This is a genomic window from Cytobacillus gottheilii, from assembly GCF_018582665.1.
GTDB lineage: Bacteria > Bacillota > Bacilli > Bacillales > Cytobacillaceae > Cytobacillus > Cytobacillus gottheilii.
Genome location: NZ_CP071709.1, coordinates 3,105,544 through 3,122,429 on the forward strand (window position 1 = coordinate 3,105,544; position 16,886 = coordinate 3,122,429).

The 16,886-nt window shown below is 41.4% G+C and carries 14 protein-coding genes; 1 reads left to right on the forward strand and 13 read right to left on the reverse strand.

What is annotated here, in order from left to right; translation table 11 throughout:
• Nucleotides 1-36: 36 nt before the first annotated feature.
• The 12 genes from mtaB to gpr form a co-directional block, all read right to left on the reverse strand.
• Nucleotides 37-1,380 (reverse strand): tRNA (N(6)-L-threonylcarbamoyladenosine(37)-C(2))-methylthiotransferase MtaB, encoded by a 1,344-nt coding sequence (mtaB, locus tag J1899_RS15425; RefSeq protein ID WP_066443470.1) that lies wholly within the window; start codon nucleotides 1,378-1,380, stop codon nucleotides 37-39.
• 5 nt (nucleotides 1,381-1,385) lie between these two features.
• A complete protein-coding gene (locus J1899_RS15430) occupies nucleotides 1,386-2,135 on the reverse strand; it encodes a 16S rRNA (uracil(1498)-N(3))-methyltransferase (protein ID WP_214475039.1) in 750 nt (249 codons plus the stop codon).
• 346 nt (nucleotides 2,136-2,481) lie between these two features.
• Nucleotides 2,482-3,420: a 50S ribosomal protein L11 methyltransferase gene (prmA, locus tag J1899_RS15435; RefSeq protein WP_066443466.1), complete on the reverse strand. Its 939-nt coding sequence runs from the start codon at nucleotides 3,418-3,420 to the stop codon at nucleotides 2,482-2,484.
• A gap of 21 nt (nucleotides 3,421-3,441) precedes the next feature.
• Nucleotides 3,442-4,566, reverse strand: a complete 1,125-nt coding sequence (gene dnaJ, locus J1899_RS15440; RefSeq protein ID WP_066443463.1) for a molecular chaperone DnaJ — start codon at nucleotides 4,564-4,566, stop codon at nucleotides 3,442-3,444.
• A gap of 207 nt (nucleotides 4,567-4,773) precedes the next feature.
• Entirely contained in the window at nucleotides 4,774-6,606 is a 1,833-nt protein-coding gene (dnaK, locus tag J1899_RS15445; RefSeq protein WP_066443461.1) for a molecular chaperone DnaK, read from the reverse strand.
• 25 nt (nucleotides 6,607-6,631) lie between these two features.
• Complete coding sequence (gene grpE / locus J1899_RS15450; protein ID WP_214475041.1) at nucleotides 6,632-7,210, reverse strand: nucleotide exchange factor GrpE; 579 nt, start codon at nucleotides 7,208-7,210, stop codon at nucleotides 6,632-6,634.
• 321 nt (nucleotides 7,211-7,531) lie between these two features.
• Complete coding sequence (gene hrcA, locus J1899_RS15455; RefSeq protein WP_066443454.1) at nucleotides 7,532-8,572, reverse strand: heat-inducible transcriptional repressor HrcA; 1,041 nt, start codon at nucleotides 8,570-8,572, stop codon at nucleotides 7,532-7,534.
• 114 nt (nucleotides 8,573-8,686) lie between these two features.
• Nucleotides 8,687-9,820 carry a radical SAM family heme chaperone HemW gene (gene hemW, locus J1899_RS15460; protein WP_214475043.1) on the reverse strand — a complete coding sequence of 378 codons (1,134 nt, stop codon included), beginning with the start codon at nucleotides 9,818-9,820 and terminating at the stop codon, nucleotides 8,687-8,689.
• 114 nt (nucleotides 9,821-9,934) lie between these two features.
• Nucleotides 9,935-11,770 (reverse strand): translation elongation factor 4, encoded by a 1,836-nt coding sequence (lepA, locus tag J1899_RS15465; protein ID WP_066443448.1) that lies wholly within the window; start codon nucleotides 11,768-11,770, stop codon nucleotides 9,935-9,937.
• Nucleotides 11,771-12,018: 248 nt separating this feature from the next.
• Entirely contained in the window at nucleotides 12,019-12,363 is a 345-nt protein-coding gene (locus J1899_RS15470) for a YqxA family protein (RefSeq protein WP_066443445.1), read from the reverse strand.
• Nucleotides 12,364-12,387: 24 nt separating this feature from the next.
• Nucleotides 12,388-13,575, reverse strand: coding sequence for a stage II sporulation protein P (gene spoIIP, locus J1899_RS15475; protein ID WP_214475045.1), 1,188 nt, complete (start codon nucleotides 13,573-13,575; stop codon nucleotides 12,388-12,390).
• A gap of 301 nt (nucleotides 13,576-13,876) precedes the next feature.
• The gene (gpr, locus tag J1899_RS15480) at nucleotides 13,877-15,001 is read right to left on the reverse strand and encodes a GPR endopeptidase (RefSeq protein ID WP_214475047.1); all 1,125 of its coding nucleotides are present in this window, start codon (nucleotides 14,999-15,001) and stop codon (nucleotides 13,877-13,879) included.
• Nucleotides 15,002-15,331: 330 nt separating this feature from the next.
• Between gpr and rpsT the strand changes: the two genes are divergently transcribed.
• Nucleotides 15,332-15,595 carry a 30S ribosomal protein S20 gene (rpsT, locus tag J1899_RS15485; RefSeq protein ID WP_066443438.1) on the forward strand — a complete coding sequence of 88 codons (264 nt, stop codon included), beginning with the start codon at nucleotides 15,332-15,334 and terminating at the stop codon, nucleotides 15,593-15,595.
• 119 nt (nucleotides 15,596-15,714) lie between these two features.
• Here the strand turns inward: rpsT and holA are convergent, their stop codons facing one another.
• A complete protein-coding gene (gene holA / locus J1899_RS15490) occupies nucleotides 15,715-16,734 on the reverse strand; it encodes a DNA polymerase III subunit delta (protein ID WP_066443430.1) in 1,020 nt (339 codons plus the stop codon).
• Nucleotides 16,735-16,886: the final 152 nt, after the last annotated feature.

Genomic DNA, 16,886 nt, shown 5'->3' on the forward strand with positions numbered 1-16,886 from the left:
CCCCCCAAAAAAAGAACCGCCCCAAAGGGCAGTTCTTTAAACAGCAGCTTCTTCCACTTCATCAAGTACGCGGACAAATTGTCCTTCGTTGTATGGATAGCCGGATTTAGTAATTTTTACTTTGACGATTTGGCCGATCATATCTTCGGTTGCTGGCAGAACAACTTTTAGGTAGTTGTCAGTGTAGCCAACATACAGATTGCTGCCTTCGTTTTCTTTGAATGCTTCTTCTGGGATTACTTCGAGTACTTCGCCTTCAAATTCGCTTGCATATTCCTTCGCAAGCTGATCCGATAAGGCAATCAAACGGTGTACACGTTCATTTTTAATTTCCTCATCAATCTGGTCATCCATTCGAGCGGCAGGCGTGCCTGTTCTCTTTGAATATGGGAAAACATGAAGCTCAGAGAATTTATGATCTTTCACGAAGTTATATGTTTCCATAAATTCTTCTTCTGTTTCACCAGGGAAACCGACAATAACGTCAGAAGTAACTGCAAGACCAGGAAGCACTTCTTTTAAGCGATCCAATCTTTCAGCGAAAAATTCCATTGTGTATTTACGGCGCATTCTTTTTAGAACTGTATTAGAGCCTGATTGAATCGGGATATGAAGGTGTCTCACGATGACGTTGGACTGATCGATCACTTCGATCACTTCATCCGTGATTTGGCTCGCTTCAATGGAAGATATACGCAGTCTCTTTAAGCCGCGGACTTTTGCTTCCAAGTCTCTTAAAAGCATTGCAAGATTATAGTCTTTCATATCCTCGCCATATCCGCCTGTGTGAATGCCTGTCAGGACAATTTCTTTGTAGCCTGCATCGACAAGCTGCTGTGCCTGGCGGATGACTTCTTCCGGATCTCTTGATCTCATAAGACCACGTGCCCAAGGAATGATACAAAACGTACAGAAGTTATTGCAGCCTTCCTGGATTTTAAGAGAGGCTCTTGTGCGATCGGTAAAAGCAGGCACATCAAGCTCTTCGTATACACGGCTTTTCATAATGTTGCCGACTCCGTTAATAGGCTGGCGTTCTTGCTTATATTGTTCAATGTACTCCAGCATTTTAACGCGGTCCTGAGTTCCTACGACAATATCAACTCCAGGAATCGCCATGATTTCAGCTGGAGAAGTTTGTGCATAACAGCCTGTTACACAGATGACAGCATCCGGGTTTCTGCGGATCGCTCTGCGGATCACTTGACGGCTTTTTTTATCGCCGGTATTGGTTACCGTACATGTATTAATCACGTAAACATCGGAAATATGCTCATAATCTACCCGGTCATAGCCGGCTTCTTTAAATAATTGCCAAATGGCTTCTGTTTCATAATGGTTGACTTTACAGCCAAGTGTATGAAAAGCTACTGAAGGCATTTTATTCACCCCATTAATTCAAAATGATAGGAAACGGCCGCTAATGCATATAACGGGGCCGTTTCTGTTCGTAATATTCTAGGTCCAAGACCGCAAGTAATAAATCCTTGTTCTTGAAGAGCTGTAACTTCTTGTTCAGTCAGTCCGCCCTCTGGACCAAACACGATTAACAGTGATTGTCCTCTTTTAAGCTGATGTAATGTTTGGGAAAGCATCGAAGCTTCTCCTTCTTTCGCACTTTCCTCAAATGCAATTAACTTTTGATCGTACGATTCTGCTAATGTGATCAGCTCTTTTAATTGAACTGGAGCAGTAACCTCAGGCAAAATCGTGCGATGAGACTGCTCTGCAGCTTCTTTGCTGATTTTATACCATCTATCAAGCTTTTTGTCTGCTTTTTTAGCATCCCATTTGACAATTGAACGGGCTGATATAAAAGGGATAAATTTATATGCACCAAGTTCTGTTCCCTTCTGGATGACGAGCTCAAGCTTATCCCCTTTAGGCAATCCGCTCACAATCGTTACTTGTACAGGCAGTTCTGGTGAACCTTCTATCCATTTTACTATTTTTGCCGTTATTTTTTCATCGGTAATTTCTGCAATTTCACATTCTGCGCTGCTTCCTTTTGGGTCAACGCAAATAATGGAATTCCCTGGTGCCATTCGCATAACTTTGCTTATATGGCGCTGGTCGTCTCCAGTAATGATAAAGAATTCATTTTGAGCAGGTTCATTTACAAAATAGCGCTGCATAAGGATCCCTCTTTGTCATATAAAAAATATAGATGGTACACAAACTTTGTTACTGTTTAAAACATAAGAAGCTGGATTTGCACTTCAGGGTACTCGCTTTCCGCGGGGCGGGTGGTGAGCCTCCTCGGCGCTATCGCACCTGTGGGGTCTCACCTTCCCACTCCTCCCACAGGAGTCTCGCACCCTTCCGTTCCAATCAACTAGCATATTATTATTGACAAAACAACTCGTTAGAAAAATGAAATTCCTGCGGCCATAATGTCAGATTGAAAGAACTACGCAAAAAATCACCTAATCTACATAAGGATAGGGGCAGCTGTTTACCAGGCAACCCCTATGACAGCTATTATTTTCTTTTAGCGATGATCGCAACCCAGTCTTCCATTTGCATGACTTCGATAATATCAAAGCCAGCTTCGCTGATCTTATCTTTAACGTCCTGCTTCTTTTGCTGAATGATGCCAGAGGCAATGAAGTAGCCGCCTTGTTTTACAGCTGAGGCAACATCATTTGTGAAGCGCATGATGACCTCTGCTAAAATATTCGCGACAACAACATCTGCTTGTTCTTCAACACCGTCAAGAAGGTTGTTATGAAATACATCAACTTTTTCATGAACCTTATTTAGCTTTACATTTATTTTAGCTGATTGCACAGCGACTTCATCAAGATCAAGTGCTGTTACTTTTTCAGCCTCAAGCATAGCTGCTGCAATACTTAATACACCAGAGCCTGTTCCAACATCGACAACATAGTCACCATGTTTAACCGTACGCTCAAGGGCTTGAATACACATCACTGTTGTCGGGTGTGTTCCTGTGCCAAAAGCCATGCCTGGATCAAGCTCTATGATCAGCTCATCGCTGCTGACAGGGGTGTACTCCTCCCATGTAGGAACAATCGTAAATCTCTCTGATATTTTAACAGGATGGTAATATTTCTTCCACGCTGTTGCCCATTCTTCTTCATTTACTTCACTAATGCTTACTTTATTGAGTCCAATATCAATATTGAAAAGGATTAAGTTATTAATCGCTTCTTTAATTTCATCTACCGTTTCACCCAGGAAGCTGTTTACAGGCAGATAGGCTTTGACAATTACACCTTCATCAGGATAATCATGTGGATCGAGCTGGTAAATTTCACCGAATTGGTCTTGTCTTTCTTTAATTAATTCAAACGGGTCCTCAATAACAACTCCGCTTGCACCCGCTTCGTGCAAAATATTCGAAATCGCCTCTACCGCTTCATTTGTTGTATGAATGCTAATTTCTGACCATTTCAACGTTTACCAACTCCATTTCCATTATTCACCCTTAAAGGCACGTTTTACTTTATCAAAAAAACTTTCCTCATGCTCACCTTGAGGTACACCGCCGCTTACTTCTGCAAATTCAGTTAAAAGCTGCTTTTGCTTTTCTGTCAGCTTCGTAGGTGTCACAATTTTAACGATAATATGCTGATCTCCTGTGCCATAGCCGCGCACATTTGGAATTCCTTTTCCTTTTAAGCGGAATTTTGTTCCTGTTTGTGTTCCTGCAGGCACTTTAAGCTTCACTTTTCCATGAAGAGTTGGGACTTCAACTTCATCTCCAAGCGCCGCCTGTACAAAAGTCACTGGCATTTCACAATACACATCGTCGCCATCTCTTTCAAAGAATTCGTGAGAACGAACAGCAAAGACCACATACAGATCTCCTGCTGGACCTCCGTTTACACCTGGCTCCCCTTGTCCGGAAACGCGAAGCTGCTGGCCATCATCAATCCCAGCTGGAATTTTCACGTTAATTTTACGGCGTTTCTGCACCTTGCCGTCTCCGCCGCATGTTGAACATTTATGCTTAATGTTTTTGCCGGTACCTGAACAGTGATGACATGCTCTTCTATTCACAATTCGGCCGAACGGAGTATTTTGTTCCACATTCAGCTGACCAGATCCTTGACAGTGACTGCAAGTTTCCACTTTTGTACCAGGTTTTGCACCAGATCCGTCACAAGTGTCACAAGGTTCTTCTCTAGGAATTTCAATGGATGTTTCCTTGCCAAATACTGCATCCTCGAATGAAAGAGTCATCGTATACTGCAGGTCTGCACCTTGTCTTGGCGCATTCGGATCTCTTCTGCGCGAGCCGCCTCCGCCAAAGAAAGTGCTGAAAATATCTTCAAAGCCGCCGAAGCCTTCAAAACCGCCGCCTCCGCCAAATCCTTGATTTGGATCCGTATGACCGAATTGATCATAATGCGCTTTTTTCTGATCATCACTTAATACTTCATAGGCTTCTTTTACTTCTTTAAACTTTTCATCTGCACCTGGTTCTTTATTTATATCTGGATGATATTGTTTGGACAGCTTGCGATAAGCTTTTTTTAATTCATCCTTGGAAGCACTCTTGCTGACGCCAAGGACTTCATAGTAATCCCTTTTACTCATGATTACCACTCCCCGATTCTATTCACATAAATTGTATTGTATCAAAAATAAAAGCCAAAGCCAAGAAAGACCTGACTTTGACTGTGGTAATTCCAGGTGCAGCCAACATGTATGCTAAGCTGCACCCGGGAAATAGAATGAATGGTCTTAGTCGTCTACTTTATTCTTTATACGAATCAGCAAACAACTTCATAATCGTTTAAACGATTACTTATCATCCTTAACTTCTTCATATTCAGCGTCAACAACATCGTCATCCTTGCCGCCGGCAGCCGAATCATCAGCACCTTGTGCGCCCTGTGCCTGCTGTTGTGCCTGCTCATAAAGCTTCATAGTTAGAGCTTGAACGATTTCCTGAAGAGCATCTTTCTTCGCACGGATTTCTTCAAGATCATTTTTCTCGATCGCTTCTTTAAGAGCATCTTTTGCTTCCGTTGCTTTTGCAGCTTCTGCTTCGTCTACTTTGCCTTCAAGATCTTTTAGCGTTTTTTCAGTTGTAAACACAAGCTGATCTGCCTCATTGCGAAGCTCAACTTCTTCTTTGCGCTTCTTGTCTGCTTCAGCATTTTCTTCAGCTTCTTTTACCATTCTATCGATCTCATCATCAGAAAGTCCTGTAGAAGACTTGATAGTGATCGCTTGTTCTTTGTTTGTGCCAAGATCCTTCGCACGTACGTTTACGATACCGTTTTTATCAATATCAAAAGATACTTCGATTTGCGGTACGCCGCGTGGTGCTGGAGGAATATCGCCAAGCTGGAAGCGTCCTAATGTTTTATTGTCTGCTGCCATTTGACGTTCACCTTGAAGTACGTGAATATCTACAGCTGACTGATTATCAGCAGCAGTAGAGAACACTTGAGATTTTGAAGTTGGAATCGTTGTATTACGGTCGATCAGCTTTGTAAATACACCGCCCATTGTTTCAATACCAAGTGATAATGGAGTTACGTCAAGTAATACTACGTCCTTCACATCACCAGTGATCACTCCGCCTTGAATAGCTGCACCCATCGCAACTACTTCATCAGGATTTACACCTTTATGCGGCTCTTTGCCAACTTCTTTTTTGATTGCATCTTGTACAGCAGGAATACGAGTAGATCCGCCAACAAGAATAACTTTGTCAATTTCAGAAGGAGATAAACCAGCATCTCTTAATGCCTGGCGAGTTGGTCCCATTGTACGTTCAACAAGGTCAGAAGAAAGCTCTTCAAACTTCGCACGTGATAATGTTACTTCAAGGTGAAGCGGACCAGCTTCTCCAGCTGTAATAAACGGCAGGGAAATTTGTGTAGATGTTACACCAGAAAGATCCTTTTTCGCTTTTTCAGCAGCATCTTTTAAACGCTGAAGTGCCATCTTGTCTTTAGAAAGATCAATGCCATTTTCTTTTCTGAATTGCTCTACTAAATAATCGATGATCACTTGGTCAAAGTCATCTCCGCCAAGACGGTTGTCGCCGGCAGTTGATTTAACTTCGAATACTCCATCGCCAAGTTCAAGGATGGAAACGTCGAATGTACCGCCGCCAAGGTCATATACAAGGATCGTTTGATCTTCATCAACTTTATCCATTCCGTAAGCAAGAGCAGCAGCTGTTGGCTCATTGATAATACGCTCAACTTCTAAGCCAGCAATTTTACCAGCATCTTTTGTTGCTTGACGCTCTGCATCATTGAAGTATGCAGGAACAGTAATAACTGCTTTCTCAACTTTTTCACCAAGATATTCTTCTGCATATGACTTTAAGTATTGAAGAATAATAGCAGAAATTTCCTGCGGAGAATAATCTTTTCCTTCAGCTTCTACTTTAAAGTCAGTACCCATATGGCGTTTTACAGAAAGAATCGTGTTAGGGTTTGTAATGGATTGGCGTTTTGCAACTTCCCCTACTTGACGCTCTCCGTTTTTAAAAGCTACAACGGATGGAGTTGTACGGTTTCCTTCCGGATTCGGAATTACCTTTGCTTCGCCGCCTTCTAATACAGCCACACATGAGTTTGTTGTACCTAAGTCAATCCCAATAATTTTGCTCATGAATATTACCTCCCTAATATATGTATTACTGAGTTACTTTTACCATTGCTGGTCGGATTACGCGATCTTTCAGCATATACCCTTTTTGGAATTCTTCAACTACCGTATTGCTAGCAAAGTTTTCGTCTTCCACCTGCATAACAGCTTGGTGAATATGCGGATCAAATTCTTTTCCAACAGACTCAATTTGTTCAGCGCCTTCTTTTTTCAGCGCCTCAATCAAGCTGCGGTAAACCATTTCCATTCCTTGCTGCATTGATTTCGCCTGTTCGGAATCAGCTTCCATTTGTAAGGCACGTTCGAAGTTATCAATGGCAGGCAGCAAATCGGTAATTAAGCTTTGTGATCTATATTTATCGGCCGCCTCACGATCTAATTTCGATCTGCGGCGGGAATTATCAAAATCAGCCTGCAGACGCAAATAGCGGTTTTCAGCTTCCTCAAGCTTTTGTTCAAGCTCGGAAATTTTTGCATCGGCCTCGTTTGTTTCTGATGCCTCAACAGCTTCTTCTTCTGCTTCACCAAAAATTTCTTCAGTCGGCTCTTCGCCATCAAATGGCTGCTTGTTTTGTTCTTCTTGTAAAGTGTCTTTCTCTTCTGCCAACTTTTTCACCTCCTTAAAATGGGTTTTACGGAAATATCTTTTGAGTCAAAGACTGTTTTGCGGTTTCTGCTACGCTTAACTCAAGTATAAACTGATTTCCACTCCAGAGTACTCGCTTTCCGCGGGGCGGGTGCTGAGCCTCCTCGTCGCATTCGCTCCTGTGGGGTCTAAGGCTCCCCACTCGTCCCGCAGGAGTCTCGCACTCTTCCGTTTCAATCAACAAGTGTTGTTAAAGCAAATTATTATCTTAAAGTTAAGTTCAAATCACGCTTCGCTTACTTCTTATGAAAGAGCGCTCAATGCATTGTCCCTCTATCAATATTACCCGCGGTTTTCATTTTGATACAGATTTGTGAGAACAGCGGAGAGGTCTTTGCTGAAATAGTGAAGCAGGCTGATAACTCGGGAATATTCCATTCGGGTTGGCCCCAGGATGGCGATGGTGCCGAGTCTTTCTTTTCCAACTGAATAGCTGGCTGTGATCAGACTGCAGTTGTCAATCGCTTCATTATTGTTTTCTCTGCCGATTTTCACCTGAATCCCGGAATGATGATGGCGGATAAGGTCATAGAAGCCTTTTTCCTGTTCAATCATATTCATCAGATTGCGGACTTTATCAATATCATGAAACTCGGGCTGGCTTAGCATATTCATTTTACCGCCGAAAAACAGTTTTTCTCCTGCTGGCGCTTTAATGGTTTCAGTGATGGAATGCAGCATATAATCATAGTGACTGATATGCTGGCGAAGCAGCACTGCAACCTCTTTATAAATTTTATTATGAAGCTGATCCATTGGCACACCGGAGAGGCGCTCATTCAGGATGTTGACAAGCTTTTCAAGCTCACCGGCATCAATGTTTTCAGGAAGCTGAAACATTCTGTTCTCCACATGTCCGGTATCAGTCACAATAATAGCAATCGCTGTCTGTTCATTCAATGGGACAATCTGAATTTTCTTCAGTTTATTTTCACCTAGGTCTGGTCCTAAAACAATGGATGTATAGTTCGTCATCTCTGAAAGGATTTTCGCAGATTTCTGTACGATTTTCTCAAGCTCGTATATTCGATCTGCAAAAATGGATTTCACCCGATATACATCTTCTTTGCCCAGCCTTTGCGGTGAAAGTAAATGATCCACATAATATCTGTAGCCTTTTTCGGAAGGAATTCTTCCCGAAGAGGTGTGTGTTTTTTCAATAAAACCCAGCTCTTCCAAATCAGCCATTTCATTTCTGATTGTTGCCGAGCTAAATGAAATCTCATCCTTTTTCGACAAGCTTCTTGATCCGACAGGCTGTGCAGATTGAATAAAATCATCAACAATCACTTGAAAAATTAATAATTGACGATCTGTTAACACAGTTATCACCTCTGTTAGCACTCTTAATCGTTGAGTGCTAATTCTACTAATAAATTAACAAATCCACGGGATAGTGTCAATAAAAAAGCCTAATTCATATACAGATGGTTAGGATTATTTCAGGAAGTTTTGAAATACTTCATTTCCTAAAAAACGGCCTTTATGCGTCAGTTTAATGTCGTCATTTTCAACCATTAGCAAGTCTTTATTTACAAGTTCATTTATTTCATCTTTAAAATAGCTCAATGGATTCTCTGCAAATTTCTCTGAAAAGCGACGGATTGAGACACCCTTCGTTTTTCTTAGACCTAAAAACATTTCTTCTTCCATTTTTTCAACCTTTGACAGCTCATGCTCTTCAATAATAGGAAGCTTGCCATCTTCAAGAGGCTCCATATACTTTTTCAGCGGCCCGAAGTTTGAGCGTCTTTTGCCATCCACATAACCATGCGAACCAGCACCAAAACCATAATAATGGTCATTATTCCAATACGTTAAATTATGCTTGCTTTCATATCCTTTTTTCGCAAAGTTGCTGATTTCATATTGCTCATAGCCATGCTTATTCATTTGTTCGATCAGCACTTCATACATTTCAGCTTCCATATCCTCTCCAGGAAGGGGCAATTTGCCTTTTCTCATTAAGTTATAGAAGACCGTTTTCGGCTCAATGATTAAGGAGTACCCTGAATAATGCTCAATATCCAGTGTAAATGACGTTTCCAATGTTTCTTTAAAATCTGCTACCGTCTGACCAGGCAAGCTATAAATTAAATCAACACTAATATTCTGAAAGCCTGTTTTTTTGGCGGCTTCAATCGACCGGAATACATCCTTTTTCCTGTGTACCCGTCCAATCCGCTCCAGCAATTCATCATTAAAGGTCTGAACACCAAAGCTGAGTCTGTTGACGCCAGCATCATAAAGAACCTTTAATTTTTCTGCTGATAAATCCCCTGGGTTGGCTTCAAACGTAAACTCAGTATGCTCATTAAACGGAAGGTAACGATGAATGGTCTCACAGAGTACTTCCAGCTGTTTTTCGTTTAATGCAGTTGGTGTTCCTCCGCCTACAAATATCGTCTTTAAAACATCCGGCGGAGATTCCTGCGTCGCAATCGCCATCTCATTGCCAAGTGATTGCAGGTACTCATCAACAGGCTGGCCTTTTAAGAATACTTTATTAAAATCGCAATAATGGCAGATATGCTCGCAAAAAGGGATATGAATATATGCTGCTCCAATCATTTTTACACAACCTTTATTTCTTAATAGTGTTGGAGATTTTTTCTGTATGATAAAAACAAGTTAGGTATGCTTTTTACAAAGCATACCTAACTTGCATGTACTCTATCAATAAAATTACTTTTTCGGCGTACTGTCATCCATTTTCAGAACGGCCATAAACGCTTCCTGCGGCACTTCAACAGAACCGACCTGCTTCATGCGCTTTTTCCCTTCCTTCTGCTTTTCTAACAGCTTCCGTTTACGGGAAATATCTCCGCCATAACATTTGGCAAGTACATTCTTTCTCATTGCTTTAATGGTTGAACGAGCCACAATTTTTTGACCGATCGCAGCTTGGATTGGCACTTCAAACTGCTGTCTTGGGATTAATTCTTTCAGCTTTTCAACAATGACTTTTCCGCGCTCATACGCGAAGTCACGGTGAACGATAAAGCTCAAGGCATCAACTTTTTCAGTGTTCAATAAAATATCCATTTTAACAAGCTTCGATGGCTTGTAGCCAATCAGCTCATAGTCAAAGGACGCATAGCCCTTTGTATTGGACTTCAATTGATCAAAGAAATCATAAACAATTTCTGATAACGGAATTTCATACACAATGCTAACCCTTGTTTCATCCATATATTGCATATCTAAGAAGATACCGCGTTTTTCCTGGCAAAGCTCCATAATTGCCCCTACATAATCGTTTGGTGCCATCATCGTTGCTTTAACATATGGTTCTTCAACACGATCAATTTTTTGAGGATCAGGCATATTAGAAGGGTTGTCTACTTTAAGTTGTTCGCCATCTGTCATAATGACATCATAGATAACACTTGGTGCCGTTGTGATCAAATCAATTTTAAATTCACGTTCAATTCTTTCTTGGATGATCTCCATATGAAGAAGTCCAAGGAATCCACAGCGGAATCCGAAACCTAGCGCCTGGGACGTTTCCGGCTCAAATTGAAGAGCAGAATCATTCAGCTCAAGTTTTTCCAGCGCTTCACGCAGGTCATTGAATTTCGCGCTGTCGATTGGATATAATCCGCAATACACCATTGGATTCAATTTACGATAGCCAGGAAGCGGCTCTGTTGCGCCGTTCTTCGCACTTGTGATCGTATCCCCTACACGAGTGTCGCCAACATTTTTAATCGCTGCAGTTAAGAAACCAACATCTCCAACAGAAAGCTCTTGCAGTGGTGTTGATTTTGGCGTAAATACACCTACTTCTGTTACTTCGAATTCCTTGCCGGTCGCCATCATCCTTACTTTATCGCCGACCTTGACTGTTCCTTCAACAACACGAATATAAGCAACAACACCGCGATATGCATCATAAAGGGAGTCAAAAATAAGTGCTTTTAATGGTGCTTCCGGGTCACCTGTAGGTGCAGGAACCTTTTCTACAATCTGTTCTAAAATTTCTTCAATCCCAATACCTGCTTTGGCAGATGCAAGTACAGCTTCAGAAGCATCAAGGCCAATAACCTCTTCCACTTCGTTTCTCACCCGCTCAGGATCAGCACTTGGCAAATCAATTTTATTGATAACCGGAAGTATTTCCAAGTCATTATCAAGTGCTAAGTAAACGTTCGCAAGTGTCTGCGCTTCAATGCCTTGTGCAGCATCTACAACTAAAATGGCTCCTTCACAGGCTGCAAGACTTCGGGAAACTTCATATGTAAAATCCACATGTCCCGGAGTATCGATTAAGTGAAACGTATATGTTTCTCCGTCCTTGGCAGCATATTTCAGCTGAACAGAATTCAATTTAATCGTGATTCCGCGTTCTCTTTCAAGATCCATTGAATCAAGAAGCTGATCCTTCATTTCACGAGCTGTTAACGCTTTTGTTTTTTCTAAAATACGGTCAGCTAAAGTGGATTTCCCATGGTCAATATGGGCAATAATCGAGAAATTACGAATTCTCGACTGTCTCTCAAGTCTTTCTTCTCTGTTCATATAAATCCTACACACTCCTATTAGAAAAGCTCATCGCCCATTTTGCAGCGCTCGGAGCTAAACATGATCTAAGTTCACTTTGTCCTTTTAATAGAGCAAACCTTTTAAAAAGTGTCTACTCGAAAAATGATATTTATAATGGCATACTATTTTTGATTATAGCAGTACAAATGTGAACATTCAATGTTAAGCGCAGGGATTCAGCATGGATCTCACTGCAAAAAAATAGCAACTGCTAAAAGCAGCCGCTATTCACCGTTGATAAGAGATGTAATAAGCTGAATGGTTTCTTCCATTAAGGCTTGTATGGTCGCTGAGAACTGTTTTCCAAGTGAGGAAAAGAAATTATAAGCTTCCATCTCTTCAAGCTGCTCTCTTTTTTTCTGGAGATCATGGCTTGAAACCTCATTGCCGAGTATGGATGCCTGCAATTCTCCGCTCTCAGCCTCCTGAATCGTTATGGCCTCTTCATAATTAGGATCATCAAAACCTCTCATCTGCTGGATTCCATCATTTGCCTGCTGCATTCCAAATAGAACCGAGGCAAACATGAGCGCTGCCAGAAACAAAGCTTTTAATGTAAACCTCTTCATCCTTATCACACCTTATCAATACTTTTAATTTTGTGCAGATCCGTTTACTTCCTCTGCCTGCCAATAGAATTCACTGAATACATCTGCAAGCGCTGCTGCTGAACGATTTAATTCTTCGAAGGTATTATCTACACCGCCAAATTCTACGAGGATGGCATTTTCGGAAAGATCCTGATTGTAAATGCCATTAGAACCTGATTTATCTTTTAGTAAAACCCCTCTGCTCAAGCCCGGATATTTACTTTCTAAACCTTTGTGAAGCTGTTGTGCAAGCTGATTATTCTTTTCATAGTTTTGATGTTTTCCGCCTATGACAAACGCCAGCTGTGCGTAGCTTTCACCGTTTATGACTTTTGTTGTTTGTTCCTTGCGCCTGGAATCTCTGTGTATATCAATCAAGTAGGTTAAATCTTTATTAGAGCCAAGTGCCGAGGCAATAACTTCCCGTGACTCCTGGTAGGACTGCCCATAGCTCCAGCCTTTTTTCACCAATCTTGATTGAACATCCGTTTTATCAATTGTTGTTCCGATACCTTTGCCCTCAAGCTCATCTTTCAGCTTGTCTCCGATTTTTGTCACATTGATCTGCGAATGAAAGGCTTTATTAGGATCTGTCACACCTTTTAAATAAGGAAGGAACGATTCAGTGTTATGAGTAAAATAAACATAAACAACCTCTTTTCCGTCCGTAGATTGCGGTGGAGGGGCTGTATCTTCACCTGGTTCACCTTCGTCTAGATCATCCACATTTTGCAGTGGCGGTTCGCTTTTTCCCTCAAATACATCCTGTGGAGGGGCAGATTCAATCGGCATGTTCGTATAATTGGTTCCTTCCCCCGCTACTAAAATTTCTGTATCAAAGATGGTAAAAGAGGGAAGCTCCCGTCCCAGCAGACTTCTCGGGTCATCCAAATTAATATTGGTAGAAAGCTGAAAAAGCAAGCTGGACAAATTAGGGCCTTCCTCTAAATCCATGTTTGCTGCGAAAGCCCGGTTTTCCGTGCCGATGATTTTGTACAGTAGATCTGCAGAGAAAAAAGATGCTGCCTTATTCACCGATTCTGACGACGGCCTAAGGTCTGGATTTAAAGAAGTAATCGCACCGCTTATCGAAAAAATCATAAATATAAACAATAGAAACGCTGCCGCTGACTTTACTAGATTTGATCCTTGAACTGTAATCAATATCCCGCTGGATTTTTGGGGTCTCATTGTTCCACCTCTCCTTGCAAGTCTAGTAAATCTTATGACTTTGATAGGAAAGATAGAACTAGAATATGTTTTATTTTTTAAGCTAGCGAATTTTACAATTGGTGGGGAAGTGGCTTTGCACTTTGTATAACTTTTCTTTTCCACAGCAGTTTTGAGCGGTGATGTGCAGTTATTCGGGACATTTTTTCCCGTCAGCAGTATTTTTCCACACTGACGGGCACTTTTATCGGTCTTTTCTTCCCCTCAGCAGCAATTTTCCACGCTATCGGGCAGTATTTTCTCTTCCACTGCAAAAAAGAACTTACCTTGTATACATCCCGCTATTATCATCATTAATGTTTTGATGAAGAGCTGCATTAAGTCCGTTGGCAATGACATTTGCCATATCTTCGATGAAGATATCCACTTCTTTTGGTGTGACCATTAAGTTATGGCCGATCGGAGAAAGTACTTCATAAATCAGCTTTCTCTTTTCTTCTTCCTCTAATGTCCCCACAATGCCCAAAAAGGTTTGACGCTGCCCTTCTTCTGGCAGGTCTTCCTCTGTCAGTTTTTTTCTGCCGCCAAAATTCATTCCTGCCGGTGCTAATGCTCTTGAAGGCCGATCCCCTTCTCTCAGTTCTTTACCAAAATGCTTTAAGATGAAATCAATGGTGTCACTCGTAATAGATACGGCATCAACAACAGTAGGCACTCCAATAGCAACAACTGGAATCCCCAATGTCTCGGCACTGATTTCCTTCCGTTTATTTCCCACACCAGAACCAGGATGAATGCCGCTATCGGAAATTTGAATGGTGGCATTTACACGCTCAATCGATCGTGCAGCAAGTGCATCAATCGCAATAACAAAATCCGGCTTCGTCTTTTCAACAATCCCGAAGATAATGTCACTTGTTTCAATCCCAGTTAACCCCATAACACCAGGAGCAATGGCACTGACAGGACGGTACCCTTCTTCAACGCTCTCAGGCTGCAGCTGATATAAATGCCTTGTGACGAGAACATTTTCACAAACCTCAGGGCCAAGTGCATCCGGCGTAACATTCCAGTTTCCTAAGCCTACGATTAAGCAAGAAGCCGTTTCTGTAATGCCAAGCTGTTTTATAAAATGGGAGAATTCCTTTGCAAATACCCCGACAACCTTTTCCTGAAGCGGAGTGTCCTGCTGGCGAATGCCTAATGCTTCAATGGTTAAATACCTGCCTTCTTTTTTCCCAATCGCCTCGGCTCCTTTTTTTGTAACCTCCACAAAAGAAACCTTGATATCGTCTTCTTCTTTTTCTTTTATAATGACGCCTTCAATTTGAGAGAGATCTTCCTCATGATGAATTCCATTTTGCCTTTCAGCAAGCACCATTTCTCTCGCCTCTACAGCTAAATCTGTTCTTACTGAAAAATTGCTTAAATCCGGTTTCTCATTCATACTGATCCCTCGCATTCTAAAAAGTGTTAACAGTATTCCATATATCATGTATCATGTCCTGAACAGCAGGAAAAGATTCACAATTATAGCAGTTTCCGTTCCTTTTCCTTTAGAATGAACAAAATAAGAACAGGCAACTTACGATAATTGGCTGCAGAGTATTGCATTATTTGCGGGGGTTTGGTAGAATAGCACTTGTTCTTAATGAATTGTGAATGAATGTGACTATCGAGTTAGAGTAAAGGCTTTTTCGGCAATGGCTTCCATTTGGTGAGCATAAAATGCCGTTAACCTGCAATCATCTCGATGCTTTTTCAGGAGGTGAATGGAATGCCAAACATTAAATCTGCTATCAAGCGTGTAAAAACAAGCGAAGCTCGCAACGCTGCTAACGCAACTGCTAAATCTGCAATGCGTACTGCTGTGAAAAAAGCTGAAGCTGCGATCGTTAATAACGAAGCTAACGCACAAGAAAGCTTTGCTGCTGCTGCAAGCAAGCTAAATAAAGCAGCTGCTAAAGGACTTATCCACAAAAATGCTGCTGCCCGTAAACAATCTCGTTTAATGAAGAAATTAAACTCTGTAAACTCTTAAGTTTATGGAATCATGGCTATCTGCTAAAGATAGCCTTTTTATTTTGCCTTCATTTTCATCCCCTAATAAAAAAAACCGCATTCTCTCTGCTGGCCACAGAAAAAATACAGTTTTTCAAATTATTTCGACGCACTTAATTTAAATAAAAACATTTCAATCAGCATGGTTTTGTTCATTCCGCCCGTTTTCATCTGATAATCTGCATCAGCGAGCTGGCTCATGATTGCGGATAGTTCCTGATCATCAAAAAGCTGCGCTTGTCCGGCTGCAAGCTTCACCCGGAATGGATGTATTTTCAGCTGACCAGCCATCTGATTTTGTCCGTAGCCTTTTCTGGATAACTCCTTCACCTGGTAGATAAGTCTGAACTGCCCGGTAATGACCGCTAAAATTTTGATCGGCTCTTCATTTTGTTTGAGGAGATCGTAAAAAATCCGCAGTGCCTCATCAATTTTTCTATGTACAATTTTATCTACGAGCGCAAAAATATTTTGTTCCAATGACCGTGCAACAAGCTTCTCTACCATTTGTTGATCTATGCGTTTTTCATCATCCGCATATAAAGAAATTTTATCTATCTCACTTGTCAGCATAAATAAATTGGTGCCTGCAAGTGCAAGCATTAATTCAACAGCATCTTCATCAATCTGAACACCATTCAGTGCCGCCCGCTCACGAACCCAGGTTTTTAATTCATTTTCTCCGAGCTTTTTTGCCTCTACAATGGCTGCTGTTTTCTTAAGTTGCTTCGTGATTTTTTTGCGCTCATCCAATTTTTCATATGCTCCTGAAAATACAACGATGGAATAAGGTGAAGGCTCTTTTAAATATGCCTCAAGCTTTGCCACATTGTGCTCCACTTTGGACTTGGATTTTTCAGCAGTTAGAAAAACGGGATTCTGCAGGAGAATTAAGCGCCGCTCTCCCATAAAAGGCAGTGTTTCGGCATCTTCCAGAGCTGTTTCAATTGGTGTCTCTTCCAAGTCGTAAGAGGCTAAATTGAAATCAAGCTCGTCCTCATTTAAACTATGCTCAATGAGCAGCTGCTTCGTTTCATTTATCAGATAAGGCTCCGTTCCATAAATTAAATAAACTGGTGCAAATCGCTGCCCCTTAATTTGTTTCCATATATCAAACACAAATATTCGCTCCGTTCAATAGGTTTTACTTCAAGTATTCACTACTACTATCCTAAAGAAGCCATCATGTTTTGACAAGTAGCAATAGGGAATCAGCTCTATAGAGAATAGAGCTGATTCCCAATCTATATAGAACGCCGACAGCGAAGGCC